Below are 18,773 nucleotides of genomic sequence, written 5' to 3'. Positions count from 1 at the left end.
GGATGTTCTCAGCCCTGTTCATCAGCCGGCCCAAGCTGGCGCTTGTCATCTCGCTTGTTCTGACGATCATGGGCGGCATCGGCTACCTTGTCCTGCCGGTCGCCCAGTTCCCTGACATCACGCCACCTGTCGTCAGCGTCACGACGACCTATACAGGCGCGAACGCTGAAACCGTGGAAAACACCGTGGCCGCCCCGATCGAGGCGCAGGTCAACGGTGTGGACGACATGATCTACATGACGTCAACCTCATCCGATAACGGATCGTATTCGCTGAACATTACGTTTGAAGTGGGCACCGACCCTGACATCGCTTCGGTCAACGTGCAAAACCGCGTGGCGCAGGCCATGTCGTCATTGCCGACCGAAGTGACTGCATCCGGCGTGGTTACACAGAAAGCATCGACAAACATGTTGCTGCTTGTAACGCTGACATCGCCCAATGGCACTTATGACAGCGTCTTCCTGTCGAACTATGCCTCAATTAACCTGAAGGACGCGCTGGCGCGTGTGCAGGGTGTAGGTAAGGCGGATGTTCTGACCAATCTGGAATACGCCATGCGGATCTGGATGGATCCCGACAAGATGGCCGCGCTGTCCATTACGCCCGGCGATGTGATCAACGCCATCCGCGAACAGAATATCGAAGTTTCGGCAGGTTCAATCGGGTCGCCGCCCGTGCCGGAAGGACAAACATTCCAGTACACGATCAAGACTAAGGGACGCCTGACATCGGCTGCCGAATTCGGTGAAATTGTCATTCGGACCGGTGATGCGGGCTCGATCGTTCGGGTCCGGGATATCGCGCGGGTTGAACTTGGCGCCCAGTTCTACTCGGCTTCGGGGTATTTCCAATCTGTACCGGCCACCGTGCTTGGCATTTATCAGGCACCCGGAGCAAACGCGCTGGCCGTGTCCGAGCGTGTGCAGGCGGAACTCGAACGTTTGTCTCGCGCCTTCCCGACAGATGTCGAATATCAGGTGCCGTTCAACACCACCGATTTTGTCCAGCAGTCGCTGAACGATGTGGTCTCGACCCTGATCCTGACCTTCATTCTCGTGATCTCGGTCGTGTTCGTCTTCCTGGGCAGTTGGCGCGCAACGATTATTCCGGCTGTGGCGATTCCTGTGTCACTGATCGGGACATTCGCCTTTCTGCTGCTTTTCGGGATGTCGCTGAACACGATCTCTCTGTTTGCATTGGTGTTGGCCATCGGGATCGTTGTGGACGACGCCATCGTTGTCGTTGAAAACGTCGAACGGATCATCGCGGACGAGGGCCTGCCCCCGGCCGAGGCAACCCGCAAGGCGATGGGTCAGATCACCGGGCCGGTCATCGCGACCACTCTGGTTCTGCTGGCCGTCTTTGTGCCCGTGACCTTCATGCCTGGTATCTCGGGACGATTGTATTCCCAGTTTGCTGTCACGATCTCGACCGCGGTGGTGATTTCGTCGATCAACGCGCTGACGCTTTCGCCTGCTTTGTGCGGCCTTGTGCTGAAAAAACGCTCAGGTCCGCCCAAAGGCCTGCTTGCCGTGTTTGAGAAGTTCATTGGCACGGTACGCGGCGGGTATGTCGCCATTGTGCGCAAACTTCTGATCCTGCCGGTTATCGCGCTGGGTGTCATCGTTGCCCTTGCCATGGGTACCGGCACGATCATGTCGAACACGTCCAGCGGCTTTATCCCGCTCGAGGACAACGGCTATCTGTTTGTCGACGTTCAATTGCCGGACGCCGCCACATTGGAACGGACCGAAGCCGTCACGCGCCGTGTGGATGCGCAGATTCAGGAAATCCCCGGTGTCGCAAGCACGGTTCTGGTCAACGGGTTTTCTCTTCTGAACGGAACGATCACCAACGGCGCTGCGATCTTCGTAAACCTCGACAATTGGGATGATCGGCAAGAGGACGAGCTGAGCGCAAACGCCATCCTTGCCAAAGTTCTGGCAATCGCAAACGGCGAATCCGCTGCATCGATCGTGGCGTTCAACCCACCGCCCATTCAGGGTCTTGGCATGTCCGCCGGTGTCGAGATGGAGGTTCAGCAGACCGGTGGGGGTACGCCCCAGGATCTGGCCTCGGCGGTAGGATCGTTCGTGTACGCAGCCAATCAGCGCCCGGAAATCGGTCAGGCCTATACCACTTTCCGCGCGAATGTCCCGCAGCTGTTTGTCGATCTGGACCGCGAGAAGGCAAAGACGCTGCAAGTGTCCGTGGCCGAGATCTTTCAGACCATGCAGGCGCAGTTGGGGTCGTACTATGTCAACGACTTCAACCTGTTTGGCCGGGTCTATCGCGTGATGATACAGGCGGACGGCACCTATCGCGACAATGTCGAAGACATCTCCAACCTGTATGTGCGGTCCACCAAGGGTGAGATGGTGCCACTCGGCACTTTGATCGACGTCGAGAACGTGCTGGGGCCGGTCCTGCTGAAACGTCACAACCTGTTCCGATCCGCGACCGTGACAGCAGTCCCCGCACCGGGGCTGTCCAGCGGCGACGCGATCACTGTGATGACCGAGGAATCGGCAAATGCCCTGCCCCCCGGCTACGCATTCGAATGGACAGGGACCGCGCAGCAGCAATTGGCATCGGGCAGTCTGGTTATAGTGATCCTGGGACTGGCGATTCTGTTCGGCTACCTGTTCCTTGTCGGACAATATGAAAGCTGGACTTTGCCTGTCTCGATCCTGCTGTCTGTTATCGTCGCCCTGTTCGGCGCCGTCGCTGCAGTGGCCATCGTGGGAAGTGACATCAATCTTTACACGCAGATCGGGATGATCATGCTTGTGGGGCTTGCCTCGAAGAACGGCATTCTGATTGTCGAATTCGCGATGGAACAACGCGCCAATGGCCTGTCGATCCGAGACGCGGCGGCCGAGGCCGCATTCCAGCGTTTCCGCGCCGTGATGATGACCGCACTTTCGTTCCTGCTGGGCGTTGTGCCATTGCTTGCAGCCAATGGCGCGGGCGCGGCCAGCCAGAGGGCCATCGGAGTGGCTGTATTTGGCGGAATGCTGGCGGCAACGCTGGTCGGCGTCATTCTTGTGCCTGTCCTGTACGCTCTGATGCAAAGCCTGCGGGAATGGGTCAAGGGCACCCGGAATGATCCGGCTCCACCGAAAGAGACTGCATAAAACAGAACAAAGAAGCCCTGCGTTTTCCGCGGGGCTTTTTTCTGTCCATCAGGCGGATACGGCTACGCCTGATCTTTTCCGCTCATCCATCCACTGCTGAATGCGCGCGATCTGTTCACTGCTCAGGCGCAGACCCAATTTGTTCCGCCGCCAAATTGCATCCTCGGCATTACGCGCGAATTCCCGGTCCATCAGCCACGCCAGTTCACGAGCCGTCAACGAAGCTCCAAACCCCTCCCCCAGATCTTCTGCGTTTTGGGCCTCGCCCAGCATCAGGCGCGCTTCGGTTCCATAGGCCCGGATCAGACGGCGCGCCCATTTTTCGTCCAGAAAACCGTAATCCGATCGTAAGCCTTGAACCAGATCCTCTACTCCGTCGACCGGAAAATCACCCCCCGGCAACGCGACACCAGCGGTCCACGGCCCGTACAGAGCCGGGAAATGTTCCGCAACCTTTTCCATCGCGCTCTCGGCCAGCCGACGATAGGTCGTGATTTTTCCGCCGAAGACATTCAGAACAGGCGCACCGCCCTGTGCATCGACCTTGAGCGTATAATCCCGCGTCGCGGCCGTAGCACTGCTGGCCCCGTCATCATAAAGCGGGCGTACGCCGGAATAGGTCCATACGACATCCTCGCGCGATACGGGTTGATCAAAGTACTTCGAGGCGAACGCACACAGATAGTCCTGCTCGTCCTCGGTGCAGACCGGCAGCTGGGACGGATCAGGATGATCCTGATCGGTGGTTCCGATCAAGGTGAAATCCTGCTCATAAGGAATTGCAAAAATGATCCGGCCGTCTTCGCCCTGAAAGAAATAGCATTTGTCGTGATCGTACAGCCTGCGCGTCACGATATGACTGCCGCGAACCAACCGCACGCCATCGCGCGAATTCATGCGGATCCTGGTCTGAATAATGTCGCCGACCCAGGGGCCGCCGGCATTGATCAGCATCTTTGCACAAATGACACGTTGGGTTCCGCTGTCCCGGTCTCGAACCGTCACACGCCACAGCCCGTCAACGCGATCTGCAGACATGACTTCGGTGCGAACCATGATCTCGGCCCCGCGTGCCTGCGCATCGCGGGCGTTCAGGACGACTAGGCGCGAATCCTCGATCCAGCAGTCGGAATACTCATAGGCGGTTTCGAATTTACCCTGCAAAGGCCTGCCTTCCGGCACCGATCGCAGGTTCAGCGACGATGTGCCCGGCAGGATTTTGCGCCCGCCGAGATGGTCATAGAGAAATAGACCCAACCGGATCAGCCAGGCCGGACGCCTGCCCCGCATCCATGGCATCACTGTGCTGAGCAGCCGCGAAGTCGGCGTTTCCGCGTCAAATCGCATGTCCTTGTGATAGGGCAGCACAAAGCGCATTGGCCAACTGATATGCGGCATGGCCCGCAGCAGGGTTTCGCGTTCGATCAAGGCCTCTCGGACTAGGCGAAACTCGAAGTATTCGAGATACCGCAACCCTCCGTGAAACAGCTTTGTCGATGCCGACGACGTGGCCGAAGCCAGATCGTTCATTTCAGCCAGGCTAACCGAAAGACCCCGCCCCGCGGCGTCCCGGGCGATTCCACATCCGTTGATCCCCCCACCGATGATGAAAAGGTCGGTGATCGGGTTTTCCTGCGCTTCCATAGCTGGTCGATTCTCTGTCTGGAAAAACTATGCGCATTAACCGTAACCGCCTTCGCTTCGTCAATTATAATTTTCGTTTTCTTTCGTTTTTACGAAATTTACGTCGCGAATTGGCTTAGCAATCCATTCCTCTTGAAAAGACCGGAAAAAAGAACAAAAACGAATACACCTTAGAACACAGGAGTTTGCATGTCTCTTTCCTTTCGTCAGTCCGACATACTGGAAATCGCTCGCCAACAAGGGCGAGTGACTGTCGAAGGGCTGGCGGAACAGTTCAGCGTGACGGTGCAGACCATTCGCAGGGATTTGGCTGAACTGGCTGAAATGGGGAAACTCGACCGGGTCCACGGCGGCGCCGTTTTGCACTCGGGCGTTTCAAATATCGGCTACGAAGACCGCCGGGGCCTGAATGAAGAGGCCAAGTCCCGTATTGGCGAAATATGCGCAGCCAGCATTCCCGACGGGGCATCGGTATTCATGAACATCGGAACCTCGACCGAAGCCGTCGCCCGGCATCTGCTGGACCACAAGAACCTGATGGTCGTTACCAACAATATGAATGTTGCCAACATTCTGGTTGAAAACCCCGAATGCCGGGTCGTGGTGGCGGGTGGGGTCCTGCGCCGCTCTGACGGCGGCCTGATCGGAGATTTGACGGCCTCGACCATCCGGCAATTCAAGGTCGATTACGCGATCATCGGATGTTCGGCACTGGATGCCGATGGCGATCTTCTGGATTTCGACTTTCAGGAGGTTCAGGTCAGCCAGACGATCATCGCACAGGCACGGCAGACGTTTCTTGTGGCGGATCAGTCCAAGTTTCAACGCACCGCCCCGGCGCGAATCGCATCGCTGGCCGATATCGGGATGTTCTTCACGGACCACGCTTTGCCACATGATCTGGACGCTAAATGTGAGGAATGGGAGACTCAGGTGAAGCTCTGCCTTTAACCTGCGGTGCGGATTACATTTCTGCCGGTTTCATTGCCCCATTCCTTGCCACATATCCAATCGCCTGCCAGTATCGGGACAATTTACGGTTGTTCTTGCCTTTGGGGTCACTTGATTTGGGCCTGATCCCGCCGGGCAGAGACAATTCGATTGACGTACCGGGCACCTACGCCTGAGGATGGGGTACCTTCCCAAAATGGAGGCACGAGCATGGGGTTACTGGGTCAGCCGCTGGAATTTTATGACTACCTGACATTTGTCGCGCTGATATTGCTGCTTGCGGCGGTCATGGGCTTGTTCCTGTTCATCATGGGGTTGCCCGGTCGCATCGCGATCAAGCGCAATCACCCGCATGCCGAGGCCGTCAAGATCATGGGCTGGATGGGTTTTTTGGCCATCGTGCCTTGGGTTCACGCCTTTATCTGGGCTTTCCACGACGGTGTAACCGTTGATTTTCGCCGCGGACCAGATGAAGAAAAAGATGCTATCCGGAATGAAATCAAACGGTTGGGCGGCGTCGTGAAACCGGAATACCGCGACGCGCTTGATACAGACGACGCGCAGAAAAGCTAAGGCCAGAGGAAGTCAAAACACATGTTCGTCGCCCTTGGCATCACGCTGTTTTACATCATTTTCGTCTGGTTCATTTTCTTCAAGGCGCAATGGCTGAAATTCAATATCGTCTGGGGCATCGTCTCGTTCTGGGTTGGCGCCCATTTGCTGCTGATCTTTCTGGTCGCCTTGCGGTTTTTTCAGCCATTCTCGGTCGACAGTCATGTTGTCAGGTCAACTATCCAGATTGTTCCCCGTTTGACGCAACCAACGGTTTTGACCGAGGTTCTGGTTGAACCCAACACCGAGGTCAAAAAGGGCGACCCGCTTTATCGTTTTGACGATACGGTGTTCTCGCTTGCGGTGGACAACGCGACAGCCCAGCTTGTTGCCGCTGAGCAGAATGCGAAAATTCTTGAACAGGATGTCATAGCCGCGTCCGAGGCAATTGAGCGTGCAAATGCGCAGTTGGCCTATGCGAAGACGCAACAGGCCCGATACGAGAATCTTGTTCCTGCGGGCGGCGCCCGTCAGGATGAGCTTGACCGATGGAACGAACAGGTCACTGAGGATCAGGCGCAGGTGCACGAAGCCGAAGCCAATCTTGAAAAGGCAAAGCTGGCGCAAGCCTCGCAGATCGATGGCGTTAATACCGGTATCCTGCAGGCCCAATCGCAGTTGGACGAAGCCAAGTACTTCCTCGATAACACGACGATCTATGCGCCCGAAGACGGCATGATCGTTTCTCAGCAGGCCCGGCCCGGCCTGGTTGTCGGGGATATCCGCCTGGGCGCCATCGCCAGTTTTGTAACCAAGGACAATCCCTATGTCCTGGCCACCTACCGTCAGCAGAACCTGAAATTCGTCGAACCCGGTCAGCCGGTTGAGGTGGCGCTGGACCTGTATCCCGGCGAAATCCTGACCGGCAAGGTCGAGGCGATCTGGTGGGCCACCCGGCAAGGTCAATACCTGCCTTCAGGCCGCCTGCCGGGCTTTGAACTGCCCAAATTGCCCGGACGGATCGCCGTACAGATTTCGGTCGAAATCCCCGACGGGCACACCTTCCCTGCGGGCGGTCACGCGGCAGTGGCGATTTATACCGGTCAGGGCAAGAGTTTTGAGTTTCTCAGGCGCATCAACATCCGCCTTTATTCCTTCGCCAACTTCATCCGACCGCTGGATATTTGAGGACGCGCATCATGATACGGGCCAGAACCTTCCGCAGATTGATGGGCAGCGCGCTTTGTGTCGTGACCTTTGCAGCCTGCACTCCGGTTGGCCCGGACTTTGTGCGCCCGAACTCTCCGGTCGTCAAACAATGGATCGAAGTGAACAATCCCAACACGGGGCAAAGCGGACTGACCTCGCGCAGCGCGCCCGTGGTAAAATGGTGGGAAACGTTCAACGACCCCACCCTGAACAGACTGATCGCCGAGGCCTACGCGCAAAACCTGACCTTGCAGGTGGCCGGGGCGCGTGTGCTGCAGGCGCGGGCGCAGTTGGGCATCGCGTTTGGAGAGCTTTATCCGCAATCGCAGGCAGTCGGTGCCTCGCTTGAAAGGCGGCAGATCAGCGACAACCTCAATCCAGTGTCCGATATCAACCGCATCATCCCGCTGGACACGGAGTTCTCGACTTCGCAGGTCGGGTTCGACGCGCAATGGGAACTGGATGTCTGGGGCGCGCAGCGGCGCGGCGTTCAGGCTGCACGGTCCAATCTGGCGTTGCAGGTTGCCAACTATGACGATGCCCTTGTGACGCTGACGGGTGATGTTGCCGCCCTTTACGTCAATATCCGCGCATTGCAGGAATCCCTGATCGTTGCACAGGAGAATATCCGACTTCAGCAGGAATCTGCGGATCTGACGCAGCTGCGGTTCAACAACGGCGTCACGACCGAGTTGGATGTGCAGGAATCCACCGCCTTGCTGAACAATACAAAAGCGCTGGTTCCTGAACTGCAAAGCGACTTGCAGCAAGCCAAGAATGCGTTGGCCGTCTTGCTGGGGCAGCCGCCATCGCGCTTGACCAGCCTGCTTGGAAATTCTGGCCGCATCCCCTTGGCACGGTCCAATGTCGCGGTCGGTGTCCCTGCCGAATTGTTGCGCCGTCGCCCAGATGTTCGGGCCGCTGAACTGGCTGCGGCAACGCAATCCGCGCAGGTCGGGATTGCGATGGCCGACCTTTATCCGCAGTTCATCCTTTCGGGTTCAATCGGCCTGCAGGCATCGGGCGGGCGCGACCTGTTCAACGCCAACAGCACCACCGGGCTGGCCAGCGCGGGTGTTGTCTGGAACGTACTCAACTATGGTCGGATCAAGAACAACGTGCGGGCGCAGGACGCCGCCTATCAGGCCCTGATCGCCAACTATCAGAACACGGTCCTGACCGCCTATTCCGAGGTTGAGAGCGCCATGGTCGCCTATGCGCAGGCCCGCAAACAGGTCGAATTCTATCAGAACAGCGTTACGGCCTCGCGCCGGGCCGCCGAGATTGCAATCAGCCAATACCGTGATGGCATCGCCAGCTATTCGCGGATTTTAAACACACAAACCGCCCTGTTGCGGTCGCAAGCCAACCTGATCAGCGCACGTCAACAAGTGTCCAGCAATCTGGTCGCCGTTTACAAAGGTTTGGGCGGTGGATGGCAGATCCGGCAGAATCAGGAGTTCTTGCCCGGTACCGTTCTGGCCGAAATGGCATACCGCACCGACTGGGGTGATCTGCTGGAAAAGACCCCGACCGGTGTCAGCCTGAACTAGGTTCTATTTTGTCAGCCCCCGCAACCCGCCAGAGATCAGAATATTCACCTCGTAGAGGATGCGTGGCGCCGCCAGACCGCCGGGGCTTGCCAGATAGTTCGGGCTCCACTCCGGGTCGAATTTCTGTTTGAACGCACGCAGGCCTTCGAAGTGATAGAACTGCTCGCCGTGTTCGTAAACAAACCCCCCGATCCGGTTCCAGAGCGAAGCCAGTTGCCGGTTTTCGATCCCTGAAAACGGCGCAGCCCCGAGCGAAAACCAGTGGAACCCCTGCTCGGACCCCCACACCATCATCTCGGCAAACAGCGCATCCATGACAAAACTGGCGCTGTCAAGTTCGTAACGCATCAGGTCCAACGATAGTTCAGACTTGTTCCCGCCCTGAAACAGATTGGCGAAGGCCACGATCCTGCCCGTCTCGGCATTGCGCAGAACGGCGTGATCGAAATACGAAAGGTAATCGTCGTCGAAACCTCCCAAGGCAAAGCCCTTCTCTTCGCCTGCCTTACCGGCAAGCCAGTGATCCGAGATTTCACGCAATTCCGGCAAGACCGGTTTCAGGTCCTCCTTCGGAATGATCTCGAACACATAGCCATCACGTACGGCCCTGTTCTTGGCCTGCCGAAACCGTTTGCGTGACTTGCCGTCCAGCGAAAACCCTTGCAGCGGAACCCGCGCGACTTCGCCGATTTTCAGGATCGAAAGGCCCAGATCCAGAAAGGTTGGCAGGTATTTGGTCGAAACACTGTAGAAAGCACACAGCTTGCCCTCGCGGTCCGCCCGTTCGCGCAGTTGCCAGATCAGCTGCTGACCCGCGGTCTCATCGCCCACAGGCTCTCCCTTGGTGATCAGCGCGTTTCCGGTGTCGGCATAAGCAAGAAACGCGGTTTCATCCGGCGAAATCAGGAACTGCTTGTCGCCAGTCAATGAAATCTGGGCTTCGGTGTCTTCGCTTTGCAACGCAAGCCGTTCCACCGCCTCCGGTATTTCGGTTCGCACAGGAACCGGGATTTCGCGCCCGAACAGGGAATTGACAGCCACCACCCCAAGGATAACCGCGACCACCAGACTGGACCTGAGAAAACGCGAGGCATCGCCGTTCCAGGCGAACTCCCACCACAGGGCGTTTTGATATTCAACGTGCGAATACGCGAACAAACCGATCCAAAAAATCACCGCCATCAGTGCCAGCACACTGACCAGCCATGGAATATTCAGACGGAAAACCGACGCGCCGCTGACCCGGTAAAACGCGCCGCGAAACACGGCAAGAACGGCAATGGTCACCACCATACTCAGCGCTTCATGGATATCCAGGCCGCGGGTGAGCGAAGCGATGAACCCGGCCACCATCAGAACCATCGCGACGACCCAGGCGCGATAGAGCTTACGGAACAAGCCGCGTGATACGAGGATCAGCAGAACCCCAACCACACTGCCCGCCAGATGCGAGGCTTCGACGAACGAAAGCGGCAATACCTCGCGTAACGCGCCAAGGCTTTGGGAATTGGACGGCAGCGCGCCGGACACCAGTAATACAACGCCCGCCACTGCTGAAACGCCAGCTGCAACCATTGGAACAATCGGGCGAAAAGCGCGATAGACCCAGCTGGCTGCTCCGCCAATCCTATCGCGCTGTGTCAGCGCATAGGCCACTGCAATGGACAGGCTGGCGATGACGAAGGGCAGAAACGTGTAAACCACGCGATACAGCAACAAGGCTGCGATCACATCCGATCGGCCAGAGGCGCCGAGACCCGCGATCAGTGTAGCCTCGAACACACCGATCCCGCCGGGTGCGTGGCTGAGGATACCGACGGCAATTGCCGCCACATAGATGGCAAAGAAATACGGAAACCCGACGCCCAGATCGTTCGGCATCAAAACATACAGAGTCATTGATGCGCCAAACAGATCCCCTACTGCCGCCAGCGTCAAAAGGCTGGCCAGCTTTCCTCCGGGCAGGTTGAAGCCAAACCCACCAAAAGCCAGACGGCGCCCGCCGCTGGCAAGCCAGACAAACAGGGCCGCCAACCCGGCCAGCAGGCACAGGCCGATTACGGTTTCGGTCGTTTCACTGATCGGAAGAACCTGAGATATCCCGTCCGGATGCAACGTCAGCAAGATGCCAAGGATCAGGACCATGCCCATCCAGAAGGCCACCCACGAGGTCGCGATAACCCCGGCCACACGGGCCAGATCCAGCCCAAGCGACGCATAGATCCGATACCGGATCGCGGTTCCCGTGATGTAGGAAAACCCCAGACAGTTTGACACAGCATAGCCACTGGCCCCGGCCATTCCGGCGACCGGCAGCGGAACCTTGTCTTCCGCCAAGCTTTTGACCGCAAACACATCGTAAAAGGACAGCGACAGAAAACTGAATGCGGTCCAGCACAGCGCGAAAAACATGAGCTTCCAGGACGTACCCGCAATATCAGTCTGAACGTCGGACCATTTCACATGCGAAGACAACTCGTGCAGGACGGTCAACGCAATGATCGTGATAAGGATCGGAACCGCGATACGAACCCAGGGTCTTTCCAGCATGGCCGCAGCCTTCTCGGCCATCCGCAAAACCCGGGAATCGTCACTTGTTTCCTGTACGGTCATCACGACATTCCCTGCTTCAAACCAATCGCGTATACGGAACTAAAGCCGCTAAAGCCTGCCCGACCGCCCAGGCGGAGTTTGGCACAATTTCCTTACCATTCAAAGCGCTACAGGCAGCAAGTCCTCCACCCTGTCAGACGCGCCCCTTCCGCGTTGAAAGCAGCAGGTTGGTTTCGGACCGCGTGATCCCTTCCATCCGCCGGATCTGAAACAGAACCTCGTCCAGTTCCGCCAGCGTTTCGGCCCCGATCTCGGCAATCAGGTCCCAGCTGCCATTGGTCGTATGAACCGCTCTTACCTGCCGCATGGCGGCGATCCTTGCCATGGTCCGCTCGGTTCCCCGGCCTTCGATTTCCAACATCATTAGTCCTCGAACCGGGCTTTGCGCAACATCGCGCCGCGTCAGAACGGTAAAGCCGACGATCTCTCCGGACTGTTTCAAACGATGCAGTCGACTGCGGACGGTTGTTCGCGTCACGCCCAGAATCTGCGCCAGCTCCGACAGCGAGGCGCGCGCATCCCGGTGCAATGCGTTCAGCAGCCTGCTATCCAAATCGTCCATCGTCGCTTACCAGTTCGTTTATCCGGGTTTCTTTTTGAGCACTTTGCTATCTTCCGGGATGCCGTGTTGAAAGGTTAGACAAACACATGGCTAATGAAAACATAATACTTGTCGGCGCCCCAATGGACGCCGGAAAACGTCGGCAGGGATGCCGCATGGGTCCTGATGCCTATCGCGTCGCGGGTTTGCAGAAGGCCCTGATGGATCTGGGCCACAGCGTGTCGGACCTCGGTGATGTCCGCCCTGACGACGTCGAAACCGCCGAGCATCCTCACCTGTTCGCCTTGCCCGAATGTGTCGGTTGGACCCAGGCGCTGAGCCGTGCGGCGCAAGAAAGCGCCCGCCAAGGTTTGCCCATCTTCATGGGGGGTGATCACGCGCTTTCGATGGGTACGGTCGCAGGAATGGCAGCCCACGCGCACAGCATCGGACGGCCCCTCTTTGTTCTGTGGCTGGATGCGCATAGCGACTTTCACACGCCCGACAGCACCGGCAGCGGCAATTTGCACGGCACCCCGGTCGCCTATTTCACCGGTCGACACGGGTTTGACGCCTTTCCGCCGCTCACGGCACCTGTGCCCACCAACCGCGTCGGCATGATCGGCCTGCGCTCGGTCGATCCCGCGGAACGGGCCGCGCTGGAACAGGACCGCGCCATGTTGGCAGATATGCGCAGCATTGACGAAAATGGCATCAAAGCACCGCTGATGGCCTTTCTGGACCGCGTCCGCGCAGAAAACGGTATCCTGCACGTCTCGCTGGACGTCGACTTTCTGGACCCCGCCATCGCACCTGCCGTGGGCACCACCGTTCCCGGCGGCGCGACCGAACGGGAAGCGCATCTGGTGATGGAACTACTGCATGAAAGCGGCCTCGTCCGCTCACTGGATCTGGTGGAGTTGAACCCGTTTCTGGATGAACGCGGCCGAACCGCAAAACTTATGGTCGATCTGGCCGCCTCGTTACTCGGTCGCCGCATCTTCGATCGCCCAACCCGGAGTTTCTGATGCAGTCGCTTCAAGCCCCTTCGGCCGTCGTGATGATCCGGCCGCATGCATTTGCCTCGAACCCGGAAACGCACGGGGACAATGCGTTCCAGACACTTGCCAGCCGTTCGGCGACCGCAACCTCATCTGCGGCGCGCGATGAACATGATCAGGCAGTCGCGCAACTGCGGGCCGCAGGTGTCAGGGTTCACGTCTTTGACGATCACGGAGAACTGGACACACCCGACAGTGTGTTCCCGAACAACTGGTTTTCGACCCATCCCGGTGGGCATGTCGCGATCTATCCGATGTACGTTCCCTCAAGGCGGCGCGAACGCCGTTCCGACGTCATCGAGATGCTGAAACAGGAATACCGGGTTCAGGACGTGATCGACTATTCCGGACTGGAACAGGACAAGCTGGCGCTGGAAGGCACCGGCGCGATGGTCCTGGATCACATTGGTCGGGTTGCTTACACGGTAAAATCAAACCGCGCAGACCCCGTTCTGCTCGAACGGTTCTGCACTCACTTCAACTATGAGCCTATCGTTTTCGAAGCGAAAGATGCCCAAGGGCGCGATGTCTATCACACCAACGTTCTGATGGGTATCGGCACCGAATACGCACTGATCTGCCTGGACATGATCACCGACCCCGAGCGACGCGCGACAGTCAAAGCCAGGCTGGAGGAAACCGGTCGTGCAGTCATCGACCTGACCCACGATCAGATCGCGGAATTCGCGGGCAACGCCATTGAGCTGGCTGGCCAAGACGGTCTGGTCCTGGCTTTGTCCAGCCGGGCGCTGGAAGCGCTGACGCCCGAACAGATTTCCATAATCGAAGCCAGTGCAAAACCACTGCCGCTTTCGGTTCCCACAATTGAAACAGCGGGTGGATCCGTGCGCTGCATGATCGCAGGCATTCACCTGTCCCGCCGATAGGAGATCCTGATGCAACCTTCTGACAAGGCGCTTGTGCCCTTTGTTTCTGTCGACAACATGATGCGCCTCGTCCATCATATCGGCCTTGAAAAGATGATCACGCAGATTGCCGCGCAGATCGAATCTGACTTCAAGCGATGGGAAAGCTTCGACAAAACGCCCCGAATCCCCGCCCATTCCCCCCATGGCGTGATTGAATTGATGCCAACTTCGGATGGTGAGGCATACGGTTTCAAATATGTGAACGGGCATCCAAAAAACACGTCCGAGGGTCTGCAGACCGTGACCGCGTTCGGGTTGCTGGCGGATGTTTACACGGGCTATCCCACCCTCTTGACTGAAATGACCATGCTGACGGCCCTGAGAACAGCAGCAACCTCTGCCTTGGTCGGCAGCTATCTGGCACCGAAATCCGCAACGACGATGGCCATGATCGGCAATGGCGCTCAATCCGAGTTCCAGTGCCTGGCGTTTAAGGCAATGTGCGGCATCGACACTGTACGGCTGTATGACACCGACACGAATGCAACGGCCAAATGCGCGGCAAACCTGCAAGGCAAGGGTCTGACTGTTGTTTCCTGCAAAACGGCAGAAGACGCCATCGAAGGCGCCCAGATCATCACCACTTGTACAGCTGACAAGAAATACGCCACCATTCTGACGGACAACATGGTCGGTCCCGGCGTTCACATAAACGCAATCGGCGGTGATTGCCCGGGCAAGACCGAGTTGCACAAGGATATCCTGCTGCGTTCGGAAATATTTGTTGAATACCCCGAGCAAACGCGGATCGAAGGCGAAATTCAGGCCCTGGACTCAGACCACCCCGTGACTGAAATCTGGCAGGTGATGACAGGCCAGGCCAAGGGGCGCACGGATGAACGGGCGATTACACTATTCGACAGTGTCGGTTTTGCGATCGAGGATTTTTCTGCCCTTCGTTACATCAAACGCGCCATCGAAGAGACAGACTTCTTCGAGCCGTTGGACATGCTGGCGGACCCCGACGATCCACGTGACCTCTATGGCATGTTGATGCGCGCCGAAACCTGAAACCAGCTGGGGGTTTCAATGGTCAAGGGGGCGCTGCCCCCGCCGCCCTTCGAGCGACTCCCCCGGGATATTGTTGGCCAGATGAACAAGGGATCCGCTCTCCGACCATTGGTCCGGAGAGCTTCACCTGGCGCGGTCATCGGCATCCCTGCCTGTACCGCCAATCCCGTATCCGACAATTTGATTAAAGATCCGTTACTTCATCTGGCCAAAAATATCCCGGAGCGCGAGGCAGAGCCTCGCAAAAACCCAGGTCAACCAGCCAGGGACGGCAGATAGAGTACGATACCCGGAAAGGCCACGAGCAGGGCGATGGTAACGGCGTCGGCCACAAAAAACGGTGTCACGCCTTTGAAGACATCCTGAACACTGAGATCAGGACGCACCCCCGCCACAACAAAGCAATTCAGCCCGATTGGCGGTGTGATCAGGCAGAACTCGGCCATTTTGACCACCAGAATTCCAAACCAGATCGCACACATCGGGCCGGACATTCCAAAAGCACTCTCGGCAGCGCTGACAGCTTCGCCGCCGTTCAGTGCCATTACCGCAGGGTATACAACAGGCAATGTCAACAACAGCATGCCGATCGCGTCCATGAACATGCCAAGCACGGCATAGGCCAACAGGATGCAGATCAGGATCAGCATGGGCGACATTTCAAGCGACGTGATCCAGTCGGAGAACGCTCCGGGTAGATCGGCGAAACCCAGAAAACGGACGTAGATCAGAACGCCCCAGATGATCGAAAAAATCATCGCCGTCAGCTTGGCGGTTTCCAGCAGCGCCGACTTCAATTCACCCCAGCGCATGCCGTGATAAAGGGCAAAGCAGAACACGATAAAGGCTCCGATTGCCCCGCCCTCGGTCGGCGTGCCCCAGGCTTTTTCGCCAAATGGGTTGTAGACAAAACAGATAATGATCAGGATCACCGCGACGATTGGCATTGCCCCGGGCAGCGATGCGAAACGCTGCTTCCAGGTAAAGCCTGTTACCGGCGGGCCGACTGATTTGAACACAACGGCGATACCGACAATCAGGCCCCCATAGATGACCGCTGAGAACGCGCCGGGAATAAACCCGGCCAGCAAAAGCTTGCCAACGTCCTGTTCAACGATGATCGCATAGATCACAAGGATGGCGGACGGTGGGATCAAGGAAGCCAATGTCCCGCCGGCGGCGACAACGCCTGCTGCAAATCGCTTGTTGTACCCGACCTCCAGCATCTCGGGGATTGCGACCCGGGCGAATACGGCAGACGTGGCGACAGACGCGCCCGAAACGGCGGCAAAGCCTGCGGTGGCGAATATGGTCGACACCGCCAAACCACCCGGAACCCAGGCAATCCAGCGTTTTGCCGCCTCGAACAAGGCGCGGGTCAGCCCGGCATAGTAGGCCAGATAGCCGATGAGTATGAATGTCGGGATCAGGCTGAGCGTGTGCGAGGCCACCTTGGAATGCGGCACCTGTCCGGCCGTTTTCACTGCCACCGTCAGCGCCTTGCCAAAGCGGTCGGGGTCATATCCGAACTTGGCCCAGAAAATCCATACCAGCCCAACAAGCCCTGCCAGCCCCGCCGCAAAGGCGACGCGCATTCCTGTGACCACCAAAAACAGAAGGCCGCCTGTGACCCACAATCCGATATCAATCGTGTCCATGAGTCAGCCTTGTCCTTCGAACTGATCGGCCTCGGCGGCGGCCTGCGCTGCCGCGTCCTGGATAAGAGGCACAGCGACCGGGTGATCCAGCCCCAGAACAAACGCGCGCCCATATCCCCAGATTTGCAAAACTAGACGCAGGCACAGAACGGAGAACGCCACCGGAGCCAACAGTTTGGCCGGCCACAGAGGGATACCAATGTCGATGGAACTGTCCCTGCTCCACATTGGCGCGGCAAAATCGAACGACCGCTCGAAATGGGACCAGCTGCCCCAGACAAGGGCCATCATCAGGACGAGGATCAAGACGACGGAAATCATCTCGAAGAACCAAAGCGCCCGGCCGCGAAGACGCGCGATGACGATGTCCATGCGAATATGCCCGCCATCTCGCTGCACGTAGGAAACGCCCAGGAATGCGATCAGTGGCATCGCCTGTTCAATCCAGTCGACATAGCCCGGCAATGGCGCGTTAAGCGCATTCCGGCCGCTCACCGACACAACGGCAAGAACCATCAGTGAGAAAACCGCCAGACCGCTGATCAGGGCCAGCAGTCTTTCTGCCCGAAGAAGATGCTGGTCCAGACGGCTGAGACGGCTGCCATCCTCCAGCACGGTGGCCTGTCCCGCCATCCTGCTTTTTCCTTGTCATTGAAGAGAACCGGACGCCCGGTGGCATCCGGTTCATAACATCAGTTTCCGCCGCGTTGCTGCTGCAGTGTCGACTGAACAAGATCGTACAGGTCCTGCGCAGGCAGACCCTGGTCGGTCATGTCGGCAATCCACTGTTCGCGGATCGGATCGGCCGCCTTGGCGCGGAACTCCTGAAGGACGGCATCGTCAATCATAACTTTCTGAACGCCTTTTTCCTCAAGAACACCGTCCCACTTTTCTAGCAGGGCCCCGTAATTGGCCAGATAATGATCGATCGCCTCGTCAATCGAACTGTCCAGTGCTTCGCGATGTTCTGCCGGAAGCGCTTCATAGGCGTCGATGTTCACCACGACCGGGCAGTTTACGGTGCCAGGGTTCAGGTTGGCCGTCCACCAGTCGGCTTCGTTGATGGTGCCGAAGGACAGGTGGGCGTGCTGGGCAAATGCCACAGTATCGACAACGCCGGATTCCATCGCGTTGAACGCTTCGGTGGCGGGCACTGATGTTGGCACGCCCCCTACGGCTTCAAACGCTTTGCCCAACCCACCGGTCGCGCGCACGCGCATACCATCAAAAGCGGCAAGAGTGTCGCGCGGTTCGCCCGTGCCGACAAGGTTATACTGCGGCATGGGCGACGTCATGATGATCCGGGCGTTCCACTGCGCCATTTCTTCTTTGACGGCCGGGTGGTCATAAACCGCGTGGCTGACCGCTACTTCCTCGTCCAGATTGTTCACGCCCAGAAACGGAAGTTCGAGAACGGTGATCGCCCGGTTCTTGTCCCGATGGTAGCCCGCACAGAACTGCGCCATTTCAAATGCGCCGATCTCGATCCCGTCCAGGTTTTCCCTGGGTTTTGACAAACCGCCATAGCTGACGTTGATTGTGAACTCGCCGCCGGTCTTTTCGGCAACCAGTTCGGACAGCTTTTCAACATGCTCTGTAAATGCGCGGCGCTTGCCCCAGACCGAGGCGTTCCATTCGGTCGCAACGGCTTCGCCTGCAAAGGCCACGCCAATGGCCGCGACGGCGGCGGCGCTTAACATCCTGTTCATTGTGATCTCTCCCTGTGATGCGCCCCTTGGTCAGAGCGCTTGGACATAAAGCTAGCGCCAACATCCGGATGTGCCAACCCCGCAGACGCTGATGAGTTGCCGCCTTCAGGGCGCGACCTGCCGGTACAATCGAAAGAAGAATTGGGAATCCAAAAGGCATCCGGGAAATTCCGGAAAACTGCAGTTCGAAAACAGTTACACG

The 18,773-nt window shown here is 58.0% G+C and carries 14 protein-coding genes; 8 read left to right on the top strand and 6 right to left on the bottom strand.

Translation table 11 applies throughout. The annotated features are described in order from the left end of the window. Nucleotides 1–2: 2 nt before the first annotated feature. Nucleotides 3–3,140, top strand: a complete 3,138-nt coding sequence (locus tag AC2FIR_RS05150) for an efflux RND transporter permease subunit (protein ID WP_496744676.1) — start codon at nucleotides 3–5, stop codon at nucleotides 3,138–3,140. A 48-nt stretch (nucleotides 3,141–3,188) separates the two neighbouring features. On the opposite strand, the gene glpD is transcribed toward AC2FIR_RS05150, so the two are convergent. After that, entirely contained in the window at nucleotides 3,189–4,784 is a 1,596-nt protein-coding gene (glpD, locus tag AC2FIR_RS05145) for a glycerol-3-phosphate dehydrogenase (protein ID WP_496744674.1), read from the bottom strand. Nucleotides 4,785–4,973: 189 nt separating this feature from the next. Here glpD and AC2FIR_RS05140 point away from each other — a divergent pair, with 189 nt between their 5' ends. The 4 genes from AC2FIR_RS05140 (at nucleotide 4,974) to AC2FIR_RS05125 (ending at nucleotide 9,049) form a co-directional block, all read left to right on the top strand. Further along, the gene (locus AC2FIR_RS05140) at nucleotides 4,974–5,735 is read left to right on the top strand and encodes a DeoR/GlpR family DNA-binding transcription regulator (protein WP_496744672.1); all 762 of its coding nucleotides are present in this window, start codon (nucleotides 4,974–4,976) and stop codon (nucleotides 5,733–5,735) included. Nucleotides 5,736–5,945: 210 nt separating this feature from the next. Further along, complete coding sequence (locus tag AC2FIR_RS05135; protein WP_170616246.1) at nucleotides 5,946–6,308, top strand: DUF3302 domain-containing protein; 363 nt, start codon at nucleotides 5,946–5,948, stop codon at nucleotides 6,306–6,308. A gap of 21 nt (nucleotides 6,309–6,329) precedes the next feature. Beyond that, nucleotides 6,330–7,475: an HlyD family secretion protein gene (locus AC2FIR_RS05130; RefSeq protein WP_496744670.1), complete on the top strand. Its 1,146-nt coding sequence runs from the start codon at nucleotides 6,330–6,332 to the stop codon at nucleotides 7,473–7,475. Nucleotides 7,476–7,486: 11 nt separating this feature from the next. After that, nucleotides 7,487–9,049, top strand: a complete 1,563-nt coding sequence (locus tag AC2FIR_RS05125; protein WP_496744668.1) for an efflux transporter outer membrane subunit — start codon at nucleotides 7,487–7,489, stop codon at nucleotides 9,047–9,049. Between the two features lie 3 nt (nucleotides 9,050–9,052). Here AC2FIR_RS05125 and mprF read toward each other — a convergent pair whose 3' ends face one another. Both mprF and AC2FIR_RS05115 read right to left on the bottom strand, forming a co-directional pair. Then, nucleotides 9,053–11,662, bottom strand: coding sequence for a bifunctional lysylphosphatidylglycerol flippase/synthetase MprF (gene mprF / locus AC2FIR_RS05120; RefSeq protein WP_496744666.1), 2,610 nt, complete (start codon nucleotides 11,660–11,662; stop codon nucleotides 9,053–9,055). A 133-nt stretch (nucleotides 11,663–11,795) separates the two neighbouring features. Further along, nucleotides 11,796–12,224, bottom strand: a complete 429-nt coding sequence (locus AC2FIR_RS05115; RefSeq protein WP_170616238.1) for an Lrp/AsnC family transcriptional regulator — start codon at nucleotides 12,222–12,224, stop codon at nucleotides 11,796–11,798. 86 nt (nucleotides 12,225–12,310) lie between these two features. Here AC2FIR_RS05115 and rocF point away from each other — a divergent pair, with 86 nt between their 5' ends. The 3 genes from rocF to ocd are packed head-to-tail and all read left to right on the top strand — an operon-like array spanning nucleotide 12,311 to nucleotide 15,204. Next, nucleotides 12,311–13,231, top strand: a complete 921-nt coding sequence (gene rocF, locus AC2FIR_RS05110) for an arginase (protein ID WP_170815663.1) — start codon at nucleotides 12,311–12,313, stop codon at nucleotides 13,229–13,231. Further along, complete coding sequence (gene ctlX / locus AC2FIR_RS05105) at nucleotides 13,231–14,151, top strand: citrulline utilization hydrolase CtlX (protein WP_170806199.1); 921 nt, start codon at nucleotides 13,231–13,233, stop codon at nucleotides 14,149–14,151. The genes rocF and ctlX overlap by 1 nt, the downstream gene beginning before the upstream one ends. A gap of 6 nt (nucleotides 14,152–14,157) precedes the next feature. Further along, a complete protein-coding gene (gene ocd, locus AC2FIR_RS05100; protein WP_496744728.1) occupies nucleotides 14,158–15,204 on the top strand; it encodes an ornithine cyclodeaminase in 1,047 nt (348 codons plus the stop codon). A gap of 254 nt (nucleotides 15,205–15,458) precedes the next feature. Here ocd and AC2FIR_RS05095 read toward each other — a convergent pair whose 3' ends face one another. From AC2FIR_RS05095 to AC2FIR_RS05085, 3 genes are read right to left on the bottom strand one after another with little or no spacing between them, the layout of a single operon-like run. After that, a complete protein-coding gene (locus AC2FIR_RS05095; RefSeq protein WP_496744663.1) occupies nucleotides 15,459–16,862 on the bottom strand; it encodes a TRAP transporter large permease in 1,404 nt (467 codons plus the stop codon). A 3-nt stretch (nucleotides 16,863–16,865) separates the two neighbouring features. Continuing rightward, nucleotides 16,866–17,495 carry a TRAP transporter small permease subunit gene (locus AC2FIR_RS05090; protein WP_170806196.1) on the bottom strand — a complete coding sequence of 210 codons (630 nt, stop codon included), beginning with the start codon at nucleotides 17,493–17,495 and terminating at the stop codon, nucleotides 16,866–16,868. A gap of 59 nt (nucleotides 17,496–17,554) precedes the next feature. Next, nucleotides 17,555–18,571 (bottom strand): C4-dicarboxylate TRAP transporter substrate-binding protein, encoded by a 1,017-nt coding sequence (locus AC2FIR_RS05085; RefSeq protein ID WP_170616225.1) that lies wholly within the window; start codon nucleotides 18,569–18,571, stop codon nucleotides 17,555–17,557. Nucleotides 18,572–18,773: the final 202 nt, after the last annotated feature.

Source organism: Ruegeria sp. CDSB136 (genome assembly GCF_059610965.1).
The sequence above is the reverse complement of the archived record's forward strand: the minus strand, read 5'-3'. Positions and strand labels throughout refer to the sequence as shown.

What these genes read in the sequence shown, in the direction of transcription:
- AC2FIR_RS05095 (WP_496744663.1), bottom strand. Translation starts at nt 16,862, where the DNA reads ATGGACACGATTGATATCGGATTGTGGGTCACAGGCGGCCTTCTGTTT.
- AC2FIR_RS05125 (WP_496744668.1), top strand. Translation starts at nt 7,487, where the DNA reads ATGATACGGGCCAGAACCTTCCGCAGATTGATGGGCAGCGCGCTTTGT.
- AC2FIR_RS05150 (WP_496744676.1), top strand. Translation starts at nt 3, where the DNA reads ATGTTCTCAGCCCTGTTCATCAGCCGGCCCAAGCTGGCGCTTGTCATC.
- AC2FIR_RS05135 (WP_170616246.1), top strand. Translation starts at nt 5,946, where the DNA reads ATGGGGTTACTGGGTCAGCCGCTGGAATTTTATGACTACCTGACATTT.
- AC2FIR_RS05115 (WP_170616238.1), bottom strand. Translation starts at nt 12,224, where the DNA reads ATGGACGATTTGGATAGCAGGCTGCTGAACGCATTGCACCGGGATGCG.
- AC2FIR_RS05130 (WP_496744670.1), top strand. Translation starts at nt 6,330, where the DNA reads ATGTTCGTCGCCCTTGGCATCACGCTGTTTTACATCATTTTCGTCTGG.
- rocF (WP_170815663.1), top strand. Translation starts at nt 12,311, where the DNA reads ATGGCTAATGAAAACATAATACTTGTCGGCGCCCCAATGGACGCCGGA.
- glpD (WP_496744674.1), bottom strand. Translation starts at nt 4,784, where the DNA reads ATGGAAGCGCAGGAAAACCCGATCACCGACCTTTTCATCATCGGTGGG.
- AC2FIR_RS05090 (WP_170806196.1), bottom strand. Translation starts at nt 17,495, where the DNA reads ATGGCGGGACAGGCCACCGTGCTGGAGGATGGCAGCCGTCTCAGCCGT.
- AC2FIR_RS05085 (WP_170616225.1), bottom strand. Translation starts at nt 18,571, where the DNA reads ATGAACAGGATGTTAAGCGCCGCCGCCGTCGCGGCCATTGGCGTGGCC.
- mprF (WP_496744666.1), bottom strand. Translation starts at nt 11,662, where the DNA reads ATGACCGTACAGGAAACAAGTGACGATTCCCGGGTTTTGCGGATGGCC.
- AC2FIR_RS05140 (WP_496744672.1), top strand. Translation starts at nt 4,974, where the DNA reads ATGTCTCTTTCCTTTCGTCAGTCCGACATACTGGAAATCGCTCGCCAA.
- ctlX (WP_170806199.1), top strand. Translation starts at nt 13,231, where the DNA reads ATGCAGTCGCTTCAAGCCCCTTCGGCCGTCGTGATGATCCGGCCGCAT.